This window comes from Nitrosarchaeum koreense MY1, assembly GCF_000220175.1.
GTDB lineage: Archaea > Thermoproteota > Nitrososphaeria > Nitrososphaerales > Nitrosopumilaceae > Nitrosarchaeum > Nitrosarchaeum koreense.
In genome coordinates, this window is the sequence record NZ_AFPU01000001.1 from 1064655 (window position 1) to 1080479 (window position 15825).

General features: G+C 33.6%; 17 protein-coding genes and 1 tRNA gene. 9 read left to right on the forward strand and 9 right to left on the reverse strand.

Translation table 11 applies throughout. The annotated features are described in order from the left end of the window. Positions 1–103: 103 nt before the first annotated feature. Complete coding sequence (locus MY1_RS06170) at positions 104–679, reverse strand: hypothetical protein (RefSeq protein WP_048109890.1); 576 nt, start codon at positions 677–679, stop codon at positions 104–106. A 144-nt stretch (positions 680–823) separates the two neighbouring features. Between MY1_RS06170 and MY1_RS06175 the strand changes: the two genes are divergently transcribed. After that, a complete protein-coding gene (locus MY1_RS06175) occupies positions 824–1978 on the forward strand; it encodes a hypothetical protein (RefSeq protein WP_007550990.1) in 1155 nt (384 codons plus the stop codon). Here the strand turns inward: MY1_RS06175 and MY1_RS06180 are convergent, their stop codons facing one another. Beyond that, on the reverse strand, positions 1979–2530 hold the full coding sequence (locus MY1_RS06180; protein WP_007550991.1) for a pyruvoyl-dependent arginine decarboxylase: 552 nt from the start codon (positions 2528–2530) through the stop codon (positions 1979–1981). It abuts the gene before it with no gap. Between the two features lie 301 nt (positions 2531–2831). Here MY1_RS06180 and MY1_RS06185 point away from each other — a divergent pair, with 301 nt between their 5' ends. Further along, positions 2832–3380 carry a hypothetical protein gene (locus MY1_RS06185; RefSeq protein WP_007550993.1) on the forward strand — a complete coding sequence of 183 codons (549 nt, stop codon included), beginning with the start codon at positions 2832–2834 and terminating at the stop codon, positions 3378–3380. On the opposite strand, the gene MY1_RS09535 is transcribed toward MY1_RS06185, so the two are convergent. Further along, positions 3342–3569, reverse strand: a complete 228-nt coding sequence (locus MY1_RS09535; protein ID WP_237698808.1) for a hypothetical protein — start codon at positions 3567–3569, stop codon at positions 3342–3344. The genes MY1_RS06185 and MY1_RS09535 overlap by 39 nt on opposite strands. 149 nt (positions 3570–3718) lie before the next feature. Between MY1_RS09535 and MY1_RS06190 the strand changes: the two genes are divergently transcribed. After that, a tRNA-Thr gene (locus MY1_RS06190) sits at positions 3719–3793 on the forward strand. Between the two features lie 65 nt (positions 3794–3858). Here the strand turns inward: MY1_RS06190 and MY1_RS06195 are convergent. Then, positions 3859–4017 carry a CxxC-x17-CxxC domain-containing protein gene (locus tag MY1_RS06195; RefSeq protein ID WP_007550994.1) on the reverse strand — a complete coding sequence of 53 codons (159 nt, stop codon included), beginning with the start codon at positions 4015–4017 and terminating at the stop codon, positions 3859–3861. Between the two features lie 89 nt (positions 4018–4106). On the opposite strand from MY1_RS06195, the gene MY1_RS06200 reads away from it, so the two are divergent. From MY1_RS06200 to MY1_RS06215, 4 genes are all read left to right on the forward strand, one after another. Continuing rightward, positions 4107–4898 (forward strand): DsbA family protein, encoded by a 792-nt coding sequence (locus MY1_RS06200; protein WP_007550996.1) that lies wholly within the window; start codon positions 4107–4109, stop codon positions 4896–4898. Between the two features lie 103 nt (positions 4899–5001). After that, entirely contained in the window at positions 5002–6348 is a 1347-nt protein-coding gene (locus MY1_RS06205; RefSeq protein WP_007550997.1) for a DEAD/DEAH box helicase, read from the forward strand. A 48-nt stretch (positions 6349–6396) separates the two neighbouring features. Beyond that, positions 6397–6624: an Lrp/AsnC ligand binding domain-containing protein gene (locus tag MY1_RS06210; RefSeq protein ID WP_048109893.1), complete on the forward strand. Its 228-nt coding sequence runs from the start codon at positions 6397–6399 to the stop codon at positions 6622–6624. Positions 6625–6675: 51 nt separating this feature from the next. Further along, positions 6676–6891: a hypothetical protein gene (locus MY1_RS06215; protein ID WP_131255132.1), complete on the forward strand. Its 216-nt coding sequence runs from the start codon at positions 6676–6678 to the stop codon at positions 6889–6891. 22 nt (positions 6892–6913) lie between these two features. Here the strand turns inward: MY1_RS06215 and MY1_RS06220 are convergent, their stop codons facing one another. The 4 genes from MY1_RS06220 to MY1_RS06235 all read right to left on the reverse strand — a co-directional run bounded on the left by MY1_RS06220 (position 6914) and on the right by MY1_RS06235 (position 11125). Further along, positions 6914–7714 (reverse strand): amidohydrolase family protein, encoded by an 801-nt coding sequence (locus MY1_RS06220; protein ID WP_007551000.1) that lies wholly within the window; start codon positions 7712–7714, stop codon positions 6914–6916. Next, a complete protein-coding gene (locus MY1_RS06225; RefSeq protein ID WP_007551001.1) occupies positions 7711–8361 on the reverse strand; it encodes a GNAT family N-acetyltransferase in 651 nt (216 codons plus the stop codon). The genes MY1_RS06220 and MY1_RS06225 overlap by 4 nt, the downstream gene beginning before the upstream one ends. Positions 8362–8401: 40 nt before the next feature. After that, on the reverse strand, positions 8402–9220 hold the full coding sequence (locus MY1_RS06230) for a hypothetical protein (RefSeq protein ID WP_117439748.1): 819 nt from the start codon (positions 9218–9220) through the stop codon (positions 8402–8404). Positions 9221–9361: 141 nt separating this feature from the next. Continuing rightward, positions 9362–11125, reverse strand: coding sequence for a mechanosensitive ion channel family protein (locus MY1_RS06235; protein ID WP_007551003.1), 1764 nt, complete (start codon positions 11123–11125; stop codon positions 9362–9364). 150 nt (positions 11126–11275) lie between these two features. Here MY1_RS06235 and MY1_RS06240 point away from each other — a divergent pair, with 150 nt between their 5' ends. Further along, the gene (locus MY1_RS06240; RefSeq protein WP_007551004.1) at positions 11276–12643 is read left to right on the forward strand and encodes a KamA family radical SAM protein; all 1368 of its coding nucleotides are present in this window, start codon (positions 11276–11278) and stop codon (positions 12641–12643) included. 58 nt (positions 12644–12701) lie between these two features. Then, positions 12702–14144: a type I glutamate--ammonia ligase gene (gene glnA, locus MY1_RS06245; protein WP_048109896.1), complete on the forward strand. Its 1443-nt coding sequence runs from the start codon at positions 12702–12704 to the stop codon at positions 14142–14144. A gap of 33 nt (positions 14145–14177) precedes the next feature. Here the strand turns inward: glnA and MY1_RS06250 are convergent, their stop codons facing one another. Further along, complete coding sequence (locus MY1_RS06250) at positions 14178–15782, reverse strand: cation:proton antiporter domain-containing protein (protein WP_048110465.1); 1605 nt, start codon at positions 15780–15782, stop codon at positions 14178–14180. Positions 15783–15825 lie beyond the last annotated feature (43 nt).

Genomic DNA, 15825 nt, shown 5'->3' on the forward strand with positions numbered 1-15825 from the left:
ATGGGGCTGGCAGTCCAACGCATGGACTACCAGCTTGTTCCCCGAACGGTTTGAATTCGATGTCAAATTGAAGTTCAAAATTATCTGATTTAAATGTTTGAAACTATCCCCAGTCTATTTTTCTTGATTTTAGTTTTCGAATAGAGCCAGCCAAAATCCCAATGGTAATCCCAATATGATAAAGAAAATACAAAAAGACTTCAAAAGTACTAGGGGTGAGATCAGTGAATCTACTAAGACCGGTTAATAGTAAAATAAGTAAGCTAAAAAACAAAACAAAAATTTTGGTGGCACCATGGATAGGTGCAAATTTCATCAATACAAAAGTCATAACAGTTACAGATATGGCAAGAACTGCCAAGAATCCAACATTCAATCCAAATACAAGAAAAATCAGAGAGGTTATCTCTCCAGGATTATTTGCCTGAAAAATGCTAGAGATATCAATTTTTTCAGTGGATGCAAACCTAGGAACACTCAAGATGGCATTTGCAAGAAACAAGAAAAATAAAGAGACAGAGACAGTCTTCACATGATTTTGTAGACGTGGAAATCGCAAGAGAATTGCTTTTCCCAAAATAATTCCTTGAAAAATCCCAATTCCAAATGCGCTTACTATTGCAACTACTGAAAATATAGGATTTTGAAAGATTTCAACTAAGTATGGAGCTAGAACCACATCTAAAAAATAATCTGAATTGCAATATTAGGTACCAGATAGAGAGTTTTAGTAAAATTAGCAAAAAAATTTCATCAAAGATAAAAGGCTTGATGAATAAAAAGAGAGTAAATTTAATAATTTCATTATAAAAAAGTCAAACATATGCAAAAGATCTGGTTTTTGTTTGGATTGATAGGAGTGTTGATTGGCATGACAGGTTATGCATATTCACAAGAAACTAGTCTTGCTACATTTCAAGAGACCGCACAGATAATTATCGATAAGAGCATATCTCAAAACGTTACAGCCTCAATTGCCTTACAAAGTACAAGCATTCAAGAGATACAAATCCCAGCAGAATTGGAGCAAAAAATTAGAGAAGATAGAAGGATTACAGCAATAGTTGTAACAAATGAGAATCATTGTATTTTAGGTGTTTTTGACGAGTCATGTATCATCATAAATGTTGCAAGAGATCCAGAAGATAAAGGCATTTTAGCAATACAAAATACTACAAAAAGAGTCGCATCATTATTTATCGATGATGTGAATCAGGCATTAGATACAGAAGCAAAATTTCATTCAGTATTCATTCAAAGTGAAGATGAAACAAGCAAGGCTTTAGAAACATCAGGAACTATTTCAGGCAAAGGAACTGTATCTGCAGTGTATACGATGCCCATGGAAGACACTGCTTCAATGTATGAAAAGATCTCAGCATTACTTTTACCAAGAGAGATTAGAGACAGAGGAGGATTTTACGACATAGCAAAGAACCTATCAAAAGAAGAAAATGCAAAAATAACATTTTCTATAATACCAATAGAAAATAAATCATTATTACAATTAAAATTATCAGTAGATTATCCAAATACTGCTTCATCAATAAATGAAATTAGTCCATTAGAATTGTTGAAAACAAATGAATTGAAAAGATCAGAGTACTTTTCATCAGGATTTTATCCATTAAATTCAATATTACAAGTAGTAGTGCTATCACCAGAATCAACTAACGTATCAGATGTGAGAGGAAATATCATACCATCACAGTTAGTTGACGGTGAAAAAATCCCTACTGAAATTACAAAAGAAGGATGGATTTTTGATCCTGAACAAGGAAAGAGAATTCAGGGGAAATTTATTTTTGGGGAAAGAAAATCAATTGATAAAAATGAATTAATATTTTCATTAGGAGGTAGCCAGTTATCTACGCCTAAAATTGAAACATCATTTGACGAATCAATTGTAATTGTAATAATAATTTCAGTTATTGCAATTGGTGCTGCAATATATTATCTTAAAGGATATAGAAAGTAATTACACTAGTAAAACAGCAGCTGCAAAGACAGTAGTCCATTTTCCATCTTTATCGCCTTTTGTTGATTGAGTAACATTTTGTGTTTTGTAAATTTGACCAGAGATAGTCCATTGTTGTCTTTTTTCATCCCAACTTTTATCAATATCAAATGGAATTCCAAGTGAAGACGCAAGCATTTGTGCTGCAATATCTTCAGCATAATCACCTGACTGTTGTTCATTTTGTCCAAATGATTCGTATTCAGAAAGATATCCGTAACGATTAGTATCTTTAGGTCTGGCAATACCAACTGAAGCAGAACATAGTCTTTGTGGCTCATTTGTTTGATTTTTAGAATAAATTGTAAACAAGATTTGTCCAGGTTTAATTTGCTTAAGACCTTCATTTCTTGATATTAGTTTTGCATTTGGCGGGAATATACTAGAAATCAAAACCAGATTAGTGCCAGCAATTCCAGCATCTCTTAGAGCATATTCGAAACTTGTCAATCGGTCTTCATGAACACCTTTACCTTTTGTAAGAAATAATTTCTTTGCAACTAAATCTAGCAATTCTTTTTTGATGAAACAGTTTTATTATTTATACTTTGATTGAAAAATCTAAAAACAGGTTTTAAAAAATATCAATTGGTTGTAGCACCATCATATGTTTCAAGATGTTTTCTTAGTTACAAAATTGCTCTATAGAAATTTACCATATTTGTAAAAAAATGAGATGATTTTAAGGCATTATTGTACCTAAAGTGAATTGAAATAACAGAATAAAACACACCCATAAACAAGATTACCATTTAAAGGCATACCAGTTATTGATGAGTTAGATTTTTTACACAATATAAGAGCAGTATGAATTATGTTGGAGGATTTTTTTCAATCAGATACTTTTGTGATTGGATATTACATTTTAACTGTAGGGGCATCATTACTTCTCATCAAAGAGACTAGGAAAAGAATTACTGATCTTAAAATCGGAATCGGTTCAATAAAATATGCGCCAATTCCATTTGGGATTTTATTTGCATACATCGTTTTTGCTCATGATTTTGTTGAGACCATACCAATTCTAAATTGGAGTTGGTTAGGGTACAACATTGCGTTTGGTCCATTTGCAGATCAAGGGTTTTGGGGAATAGTACCGTTTATCCCATTGTTAGTGTACATGTTTATTCACATCAACTATGTTGAAGAATTGTATTTCAGAAAATCAAAGAAGATGGTAGTAGTTTGGGCATTGATCCATATTGCCATGGGAATTAAAGTACACATGGCACTGTTACTTTTGCCAATAGGATTTTTGTTCAAATATATTTATGATAAAAAGGGAATTAATCACTCGTTTGCAATGCACTTTGCAACAAACATTTTAGTCATTATCGCGCTTTTTCTTTCGTTTATTCTCTGATTGAGGTGTCTGATTAAGAAAAACCCAACCGAAAAATCCACCCAACGAGATATTGATGACACCCATAAATGTAATCAATAATGAAGTATTTGGTGGTGCAACTTTCAGACCCACAACAATACCAACAATACCAGTTACAAAAAACATCATCATTAAGACTTTGAGTCGTAAAGGATTGACGTATTTCATGGATAATTTATGGATTATTTGACACTATTATAATCTGATGTAATAGATCCATCAAATAATTTCAGAAGTTTTTTCATAACTCACGATACGTAGATCTTTGAAGATATTCGGTAACACTTTAAAGATCCGAAATTTTTATTGGATTTTGTGCCAATATAGCTCAGCCTGGTTAGAGCATCAGATTTGTAATCTGAGGGTCGTGGGTTCGGATCCCATTATTGGCTTTTTAATTTTTATAAAAATAACTTCAAAAGAGTAAAAGAAAAAACGACGTTAAGCGTATTTCAGCCTAATATCTTCCTCTATTTTCAGATCTTGGTTTTCTATGTTTTGGTAAACATTCTTTGCAGAATACATCTCTACCTTCTATTGGTTGAAAAGGTACTTGGGATTCTTTTCCGCAATCAGAACATGTACATGGGTACATTTTTCGGTCATCTACTGACATTGCTAGAGATACTTATGAGGGAATATAAGAACTGTTAGAAAGAAAAATAGGCAATACGAATAAGTACGTAACAATTGAAGCAAGCCTAAATGGATTCAGATGAATCAAATCACAGTGGGAAAAAAATAGTGAGTAAATCGGTTTTTAATATTTTAGTGGTCTCAATAATTGGAGTTGGTTTGATAGCTGCATTTTTTGCAGGTTCTTTTATTAGTTTAAAATCAGAGCAGGTAACAAAATCGGAATTAAACAATGCGATTGCAAGTATCGAAGCAAAGATTTCAAAAAATCAGATGCCAACACAGCCAAACATACAACCAATCAAGATAACTGCAGATGACGACCCAATCATTGGAAATCAAGATGCGCCGATTACCATAATAGAATTTTCGGATTTTCAGTGTCCATTTTGTGCTAGATTTCAAACTCAGACTCTTCCATTAATTTTAGAACAATACGTAGAAACAGGAAAAGTGAAATTTGTGTTTAGAGATTTCCCAATTCAATCCAGTCACCCTAATGCAATGCCAGCAGCTGCTGCATCAGAGTGCGCAGATGAACAAAACAAATTTTGGCAGTATCATGATAGGTTATTTGAAAACCAAGGAATTTGGAATAAAATGGATTTTACATCTGCAATTACAGTCTTTAAAGAATATGCAATAGAATTAGAGTTAAATCAAGAACAATTCAACGCTTGTCTAGATTCTGGCAAATATGTCAATGAGATCAACAATGATCTAACAGATGGAAGAAATTATGAGATTACGGGAACACCTGGATTTTTCATTGGAAATGAAAAGATAGGATTTGTAAAAGTAAATGGAGCCCAATCCTTTGAGATATTTCAAGGCATAATAGAGTCTCAGCTCAACTCTTAAATCAGAACAAGCGTTTATTAGACCTAAAAAGGACTTTAGTATATCGGAATAATGACGAGTGGGCAATGAGCTTTTTCGTCATTGCTTTAGAGAAGAAAACAAAATGACAAAATTTCAAGATTTAGGATTAAGAGAAGAATTACTGAAAGGGATTCGTGAAATGGGATTTGATGAAGCATTTCCTATTCAAGAAGCCGTTATTCCAGTATTACTTACAGGAAGAGATGTCGTAGGACAAGCTCATACTGGTTCTGGTAAAACAGCAGCATTTGCTTTAGCAATGCTTCAAGAGATACAACCAAAAAAAGGCATCCAGGGCTTGGTGATGGCTCCAACAAGAGAGCTTGCAATGCAAATTTCATCAGAGATAAAGAAATTTGGAAAATATACTGGAATTAGAGTGGCAACAGTTTACGGAGGCCAAGGAATGGGATTACAATTAGATGCATTAGATAGAGGGGTCGAGATAGTAGTTGCAACTCCTGGAAGATTAATTGATCATCTTAAACGTGGTTCAATTGAACTAGGAGATATCACTCACATCGTGTTAGATGAAGCAGACACAATGTTAGATATGGGATTTGTTGACGATATTCAGTTTATTTTAGATCTTGCTCCAGAAGAGAGAGTAATGTCATTGTTTTCAGCAACAATGCCAACAGAAATTTTAAGATTATCTGAAGACTATCTAAAGAATCCTAAACAATTTTTGCTTGATGCAGATGATCTTAGCGGAGAAGGCATAGACCAAGCATACCTGGTAATTAAAGATAGAGATAAAATGAAATATCTTATTGATTTTATCAAACCACTTAAAGGTCAGATCATAGTTTTCTGTTCTACAAAATATAGAACCAGAGATGTAGCAAAATATCTTCATCAAGAAAAATTTGATGCAGTTGCAATCGAAGGAGATATGTCACAAAGCAGAAGAGAGCAATCAATGTCCAAATTCAGAAGCGGTAAGGTAGACATTCTTGTTGCAACCGATGTAGCATCAAGAGGAATCGATGTTCCAAGAGTAGAACTAGTAGTAAATTATGATGTTCCAAATCAAGAGATGGCATATTTCCACAGAATTGGAAGAACCGCAAGAGCAGGAGCAAAAGGAAGAGCAATCACACTAGTATCATACTCATCTGTAGGAGATTGGAATTTAATTAAACGCCAAATCAAAGTACCGCTAACAGATTTGAATAAAGAGATGGGAATAGAAATTTCAATTCCTGACCCATTAAAGAGACAGTCACCATCCAGAAGATTTGGAGGATCACAATCAAGATCTGAGTATTCAAGAGGTAGAAGTGGTGGCGGATATGGAAGGTCTGGAGGTTCTGGCGGGTATAGAGGTTCCAATAGAGGAGATGCAAGAGATGACAGAAGTGGTGGAAGAAAAAGATATGGTGACCGTAATAGTGGAAATAGCTATGGCGGACGCAGTAGATGGTAGTAGCTGTAAAACTTAAAGACAAGTAATAGAACTATTATTCTAAGAAAAATGCATATTGGATTTATTTTGTTAAATTGTGATCTTGGTGCAGAAGAATACATTGTTGAGGAATTAAAACAAATGCCCAAAGTCAAAAACGCACATCTGACTTATGGAGCATACGATGTAATTGCAGAAGTAAACACAGAAGAGCAAAAAGATTTTGAAAAAGCGGTTGCAGACATTAGAAAATTATCAAGAGTGGTAAGCACAATGACACTAAATGTCATAAATTAAGAATGGTAATCTTAACTAAATTTTTATCAACTAGCAAGTTATTGAAAATTATTGACGTATAGAATAATGGAAGATGTACTAAATGCATCCGAAGTCAAAATCCATCTTGAGACTTGCAGTGTCTATCAAAATAATCCAAACGATACAGCCACATCAAAATGGCATAAAGCCAGTAGTATTGCAGAGGCAGAGAACATTGCAAAAGAAACATCAAAGAAATACAACAAGGGTTGGAAAAAAGCAGATTGTTGTATGAAATTTGCTTAGGCTCAATTTTGTGAAATTAGGTTTATGAGATTTTAAACAATTCTTTGGCATTTTTGTACATGAAATTGTCTCTAAATTCCTGTTTGATTTTCAGCTTTGCAACAAAGTTAAGGTATGAATCCATTGAGCTGATAGGCCAGTCAGTTCCATAAAGTAGGTATTTTGGTTCTCCGGCATAATTAATTAGCTCGGCAACTTTTTCTTTGATCATTTTTTCAAAAAAGTGATCAAAGATACCAATAACGAGACCAGAGATATCAGCATAGACATTTTTATTTTTGTATATGACTTCTTGAGCATCTTGAATCCAGGGGTTTCCTAGATGACACATTACAATTTTTAGCTCAGGATTGTCTACTGCAACATCATCAAGGTTTAACGGACGAGAATAACGAAGTTTTCCTTTTGGACTATATGTATCCCCAGTATGAAACATTGCAGGGACGCCAAATTCCACACAAGTATCATAAATTTTTTGATATCTTTCATCATATGGATAATAATGCTCATAACCAGAATAAATTTTGAGGCCTTTTACCAATCCATCTTTAATCCAAGTTCTGTAATTTTTTAAATCTTCATCAGTATGATTGTCAATTGAGAATCCTGCAACGACGCCAAGATTATCATATTTTTTAATTGCATCAATGATCTGTTTTGCTGAAGGTCTCTCTGAATTTGTTTTGTAGGATGATAAAATAATAGCATAATCTACATTGTTACTTGTCATTTCTTTTTGAAGTTCATCTATTCTATCATCTAAAACAGGAATATGATGAATTAGCTCATATTGATTAACGTGAACATGACAATCGATGATCATTTTGCTTTGTAATTTGGATTAATCCATTCAATAAAAGTGGCGTGGTTAAGTGATCGGGGATCCTTCATGTAATCATTAAGAATTTTTATAAATTTGAAACCATTTTTGACTTGAAATTCTAAAACAGGTTCCCTAATTTCATGTTTTAAGACTTTTTGAACATATTCAAGAGGAGATAATTCTTTTGCAAATTCACAATAATTGAATAGTCTTGCACCTGCAATAATTCTACGTAAATTGAGTTTTATTGCAAGTGCTTTTCGTGCATCATAAATTTTAGTTGCTACGCCTAATCGTCTGTTATCTGGATGTGTGGAAATATCTGCACCATATAATGAATCTCCTTTTGGGTTATGTGCTGAAAAGATGCTATCACCACAAGCTTCTTTCCAAGTGTGTTCTTTGTATTCAGGGTTAAATTTCACAATTAAGCTACTACATGAACCGACAATCTTACCATTATAATCAGCCACAAATTGACCTTCTGGAAATACTTTGAGATGTGCTTCTAATTGTTCAGGTTTCCAGTAAACACCTTCAGCTGCCATATATGGAAATGCGGCTTTTTGTAATTCTACAATTTTGGGTATATCCTCTTTAGTCATATTACGAATGATTACTTTACTTTTACGAGTTTGATCAGACATGTGTCAATAAAACACTTGACAACTATTTAATGAATCGGAATTAAATAGGATGTTCGGAATCATCGACTTTGGATTTTTTCTCTTTGTGAAAAAATCTGATTTTAATTAGATAAATTATGCTAAGGAAAATTTCAACAATCATTGCCACAATCATAAATGATGCAATTTGTGTTAGAAATGATGGTATCTCAGATAATCTTTGGAGAACATCAACGAGTGAATAAAATTGTGGATCAAATAAAAATATAGCAAGTAATGCAAATGGAAGTAACTTTGCAAGATCTCGTGAAAGATCTTCCCTATAATATGCAGATATTCTAATTGCAATAATTAATGAGCTTGATACAAGAAAGATTGTTGCAGTTGGCATATGTTGTACAAGAATAAACATAAACGAAGAATATCCCAAAAACCACAAAAATATTACAAATGGAAATACAAAGAAATTAGTAGCGATAAATGCTGCAGCCCTAGGTGCACTAGATGATTTTTTTCCAGAAGATGAAAAACGGCCTTTCGAAATTTTTTCTATGTTGATATTAAATAAATCTCGTTTGGATAGGAATCTGTAAAAATTATAAACAAATACACCATAAACAACCATTCCAATAGAAAATCCAACAATATCATAAATTGAGGAGTCCTTTGCAATTTCAGTAATTAGACTATTAATATAATCGATAGGTAGAAAATCAGAATTTTCTACCTTTTGAAAAGCAGTTCGAATGTTATCGTAAAAAGAAGTTGCATCTTCTTCGAGTATTTGGGCGGAAGACGGTTCATTTTCATTTTGAAGTAAAGTAAATGAATCACCTAAAGAGAAAGAAGATACAAGTAAAATTCCAATAGATGTAACCATGAAAACAAAAAGGAGATTTTTACGCATGAAAATAGTTGATTCCTGGCTTTTTGTACCTTTATGTTCTAAAAAATGTAAAAAAGAGTGAAAATATTGAATGTGGTAAAATTATCAAAATTTGGAATTTAAAATGAATTTGATTTAGGGTGAATCTCCACCATCACCTTTTAGTAAATCTCCAACACCATATTTTTCAATAAGCTTTTTACGTTCAGTGTTGAGTTTATCAATTTCTTCAGCCTCTTTTTTTTCATCGCCCTGATAGATAGTTCTAATTGGCCATGGAATTCTAATGTCATATTTTTTGAATTCCTCATAGATCATCATCCTCATGTCAGTTTCCATTTTAAATTGTGAACCATAATCTCTCACATACACCCAAATTGCAAAATCAAGTGAGGAGTCATTGAATTTTTGGAATCTAACAGTTGGTTGTTCTAAATCTAAAATAAATGTCTTATCACATCCACAACTAGGTTTGTTTTCATCAATATTTGGACATCTTGATTGAACTGCAAGATGTTTACCTTTAGAGTCCTTTACTTCATTTAATGCACGAGTTCCTACTTTCATTAATGCAGCTGCTACTTGTTTTGGGTCATTTAGGTAAGAGACTCCAACTTCAACGGTTGCAGGAACAATGGCAAATTCTTTTGTATAATTTATTATCTCACTTGTAACAAGTTGTCTAGTAGGAACAATTGCTACGGATTCATTTAGTGGATGTCGAATATAGGTTACACGTGAAGTAATTTTATAGACTATACCTTTGTATCCACTTGCCAATGCAATCCTTTCTCCTTCAGCAAAGATCTTATCTTTTCTTATCATCATATATGCAAAGTAATTTTCAAAAGTTTCTTTTAATGCAAAACCAACTCCAAGGGCAATACCACCACTGGCAGTAGCTAATACGAAGAGGTCAACTCCCCACCAAGCAATTATACCCAGAGCTGTACCTAAAACAACTCCAAGGGGAATAAAATTTCTAAAGGGTTTTGGAAGTCCTTCTCTTTTCTTTTCTGCGTAACCTGGAGGTTTTGAGCCAGCAATAATTGGCTCATATGAATTACTTCTCTTTTCTTCAGCCCATACATCAATTTCATAAATTTCGTCTGGAGTTTTACCAGGAAGTAATGGTCTACCTAGGTCATTTTCTCCAGTTATACAATCATTGTAATATTGTTCATATTTTTTTTGTTCTGACTTTTTCCATTCTGAAAAAGGATCTTTTGCAAGTTTTTGATAACTGCCAATTCGTGCACCAGTTGAAGTGGTAAATTTTTCTAGGAAATTTCTACCTTGCGGAGTTTGTAAAAATTCGTTGAATTCATTATTACTTATTTCTTCAGGGGGATTTTTAGGGGGAACCCATTTGTAACATCTATGAAACAAATCATTCTCATCATCTTTAAAACCATTCAAATCTCGCCAAGCTTTAAAATCCTCTTTTTCCTGCTTGATCCTTTCTCCTTTTTCAAGAAGAATTGTTATGATGTGGCCTGCGGTAAATGCAATAACAAGAATATTCATTGAGTTGAGAAGTTTAGCAAATGTTTCTCCAACAGTAAGTTCGGCACTTAATTGTTCTTCAATAATTTCTGCAGGATCGTCAAATAATTCAAAAGTCTGAATGTAAATATTAATCGAAGAGATCAAAGCCAATGCAAGAATAGGTAAGATGGCTCTTCGAACTATATCAGCCAATATAGGATTAGAATAGCTGAATTTTTTGGTTCTGGTCCATTGTCTAAATTTATTATAAATTGTACCAATCACAATCAATCCTACTACTAAAATTACAAACGCTATTTGGAGTGAAATTGAAGATGATAATAATTCAACTAGAGTTCCAATTTGTCCTACTGCTTGTCCTTCTGCAAGTGTTACTTCCTCTCCAGCCATTATTTTTCACTATTTCCTTCTAAATACAAATATTTCATAGAGATATTTTAGATGTTATCATTTTTTATAAATCATTCAATTGGATTTTTTTAAAAAAACTAGAATAAATCCGTCACTAACATTTAACAATGATAAAAGCTATCAATTTACATGCAAAATCAAAAATCAGAATGGGCTACGAATGAATCGCCACGCATTATGAGTTACACTTTAGCAAATTTTCGACAATTACCACAAATTCAAAAATTAGGCGAGGAAAAACAGTTTGAAATGGAAGTTGTGGGCAATGTGCTTCCATTTAAGACAAACAACTACGTCGTAGAACAACTAATTGACTGGAATAACATTCCAGATGATCCAATGTTTGTTTTAACATTCCCACAGAGAGGAATGCTGATTCCTGAACATTATGCAAAAATGGAAGCAGCTCTAAAAAAAGGAGATAAAAAAGAGATTCAAAACACTGCAAATGAGATCAGATTACAGTTAAATCCACACCCAGCAGGTCAAATGGAGTTAAACGTACCAACACTAAAAGATGGAACCAAACTTTATGGAATGCAACACAAATACAAAGAAACTTGCCTGTTCTTCCCAAGTCAGAGTCAGACATGTCATGCATATTGTAGTTTTTGTTTTAGATGGCCACAGTTTGTTGGAATGGATGAACTCAAATTTGCAATGAAAGAAGGCGAACAACTAGTGCAGTATCTGCAAGAGCATCCGGAAATATCAGATGTTTTGTTTACAGGAGGAGATCCAATGATCATGAAGGCAAGAATATTTTCAACATACATCAATCCGCTTCTTGAAGCAAATCTACCAAATCTTAGAACTATACGAATTGGAACAAAAGCATTGTCATATTGGCCATACAAATTTCTAACAGACGATGATGCAGAAGAGATGTTAGATATCTTCAAACGAGTTGTAGATAAAGGGATTCATCTAGCATTGATGGGACATTTCAATCATACAGTAGAATTAAAAACAGATGCAGTAAAAGAGGCAATCAAAAAAGTACGAGCCACTGGAGCTCAAATTAGAACTCAATCGCCAATACTTCGTCATATCAATGATGATTCAGAGATGTGGGCCGAAATGTGGAAGACTCAAGTTCAACTGGGATGCATTCCATACTACATGTTTGTTGTAAGAGATACTGGTGCACAGCATTATTTTGGAATACCGTTGATAGAAGCTCAAAGGATATTCCGTGATGCTTACAAAAAAGTAACTGGACTTGCAAGAACTGTAAGAGGTCCAAGTATGTCTGCAACACCAGGAAAAGTTCAGATTCTTGGAATTGCAGAATATGGAGGAGAAAAGCTTATGGTGTTAAGATTTTTGCAAGGAAGAAATCCAGATTGGGTACAAATTCCGTTTCTAGCAAAATATGATGAAAAAGCAATTTGGCTTGATGACCTAAAACCAGCAACTGGTGACAAGTTCTTCTTTGAAGATGAATTAAATGAAAAAATGAAAGTAATTAAAAATCAGGACTATCCAGAATCCTAGATATGAATTTACTAGATTTAAACAACATCGCATCAGTAAGGCAAGAAAGCAAGTAATGATGAATTCAAAACAAGTTATAGAAAAAATAAAAGAAGAAAATATTTCGTTTGTTGATTTTTGGTTTGTAGATATTTTTGGGGAACTACATTGTATGGGAATGCCAAGTTATTCTCTTTCAGAAGACGATTTTAATGACGGATTAGAAAAACTTGATGCAAGTTCTATTCTTGGTTTCAAGTCAGTAAATAAATCAGACATGATCTTAAAGCCAGATCCTTCCACATTTCGAATTTTACCACCAGATTATGATCCAAGCAGAAAAAATGCAAGAATATTTTGTGATCTTTATGAAGGAAATAGAGCAGAGGAGACACGCTTCAACAGAGATTCTCGTGGAATTACTGCAAAAGCTAAAGGAAAGCTAAAAGAATTTGGATTAACACATTCGATGTGGGGTCCAGAGATTGAATTTTTTGTATTTGATGCAATCAACATCTATCCTTCACCATATGGTGCAACTCACTCATACGGTGGTTCTGGGTATTCTATTGAATCAAAAGAGTCACCATGGGCAAAAGGAAATGCAAGCACTGCAATTGATCTTAAAGAAGGGTACTATCCATCACAGCCTAAAGATACGCTAGGTGGCCTCAGAAAAGACATTTGTGATGATTTGTATCGTTACTTTGGAATTCAAGTTGAAGCTGAACACCATGAGGTTGCAACATCAGGACAGAGTGAGATTAATTTCAAATACGGTGAGATGACTGAAATTGCAGATGCAGTAGTTACAATAAAAAATGTTGTTAAAGTAAAAGCCAAAAAAAGAAACAAGGTTGCCACGTTTATGTCAAAACCAATCTTTGGAGACAATGCATCTGCAATGCATACTCATCAAAGCATATGGAATAATGATACAAATAGAATGTATGATCCAAATGATAGTGTTGCACAGTTATCGCAAGAAGGACGTTACTACATAGGTGGACTTTTAGATCATGCATCTGCATTATGTGCAATAACAAATCCAACAACAAATTCATACAAAAGACTAGTACCTAATTTTGAAGCACCTGTCAATGTTTGTTGGGGATTAGGAAATAGGTCTGCTGCAATTCGCGTACCGATGTATCTAAAAAATAGAGAAAAAAGTAAACGAATTGAATATCGAGTACCAGATCCTACTGCAAACATCTACTTACTTGAAGCAGCGTTACTACTTGCAGGATTAGACGGAATTAAAAATAAAAAAGATCCAGGAGATCATGTGGAGGAAAACGTCTACAAGCTTAGCGCTGAAAAGAAGAGAGAACTCAATATTGGCTCTCTTCCTACATCGCTTAAGGGAGCACTAGATGCATTTCAAAGTGATATGAAATTTCTTGAAGATGTGTTTACAAAGGATTTTCTTGATGCATACACAGAATTAAAATACAAAGAATATCATGCATTTGCACAAACTCCAACTGCATGGGAAGTTTCAATGTATACGGATGCTTAAAGGGATCATAATAAAATTAGAAAATATCGAGAATTACGATTTAGGATTTTCAGTTAACAGATTCATGATACCTTGAGTTGTTACAATTCCAAGCACATTTTCGTTTGTAGGATCAACTACGGGAATAACATCAAAATGATGAGAATTCATTTTTTGAATTACAGAATACAGATATTCATCAGGTGAGACGGTATGAAATTTTTTGTACATTACGTCATTGATGGTGATTGCATCAAAAGTTTTTTTATTAAATCTGTTAATTTCTCGTTTTGATACAAGTCCTACAAGTTTGTTATTAGCATCAATTACCAAAAAAGGTTTTTTGCTAATTTCATTTTGTTCTAGAAATGACTTTATTGTAAGTAAAGGAGTTGTTTTTGGAAAATCAGTAATGATTACAGCAATTGCAGGTACATCAGACACTACCCTTCTAAAATAAATTGGCATCAATCCAAGCTCTATAGTTCCTACTTTAACATGAATTATTTTCTTTAACTTTCGTTGAAGCTCAACACTGGATATTATCATAGTTAAAAGAGTACCAAATACAAGTAGTGAAAAAAGATCATCTTCCAAGATGTTGGCCTGTAACAAAGATAACATCAAGGCTAAATCTACTGCACCTTTTGCCATTACACCATATGCGACAGTGGTAGCAGGACGCATCTGTGCAATTCGAACAGCAATGTATGAGCTTATAAATTTCACACCAATGATTATTCCAATAAACACAACAATAATCCACCAATTTAGATTGAGAAAGCCCAGACTAAAGTGAAGACCAATGCCTGCAAAAAATATTGGAATAAAAATTCCATGTCCAATCACACCGATATTTGTTGAAATTTCAGAATACTCATCCTTAGCCATTCGAGAAACAGCAATTCCTAAAAGGAGTGCGCCTATTGCACCATGGATTCCACTAACCTCAGCAAAATATGCGACAAGCAAAATTACGCCTATGATAATACCAAAATAAATTTGCTGATCTTTAAGATGTTTTTTCAACATACGGAAAAATCGTGGTAAAACGAAAATTGAAAGCAAACCTGCAACTGCAAAAAAGATAATCATCTTTGCAAACAACCAGAAAAATTCTGAAACTTCTGGGGTTTCACTTGAATTTATCTGGATCAGTACACTTGTAACAATAATTGCAATAAATTCCACAATAGCTGTAACTGTAAAAATCTCAAGACCTATAGTAGACTTTAGCTTACCAAGATCGCTTAGTATTTTTGCAGTCACACCAAGACTAGATGCAGCAATTACACTTCCAATTGCAAATGCTTGTGTAAAATTCATGTCTATGGATAAACCAAAAAGTGCTGCTACAAAAAAAGGAATTAAAAATGCCACCGCAGAACCTACAAAAATTCTACCTTTCATAACGCGAAATATTCCAGCTAAATCAATTTCTTGAAGACCAATTAAGAAAAATAAGAAAAACACTCCAATTGAGGTAAAAAGTTCTATTGCGTCAATTGGCTCAACTATAGCTAAAAGCGCAGGTCCAACAATAATCCCGGCAAGGACATTTCCTATTATCGTTGGCTGATTAATTCGATGCATAAGTTCGCCAAATAATTTGGCGGCAATTATCAACACTGCAAGATAGAGAATTGCTTCAAAGACCAATATACAATAATCATGTGTAATCATCTCATATCCCTTTCGAAAG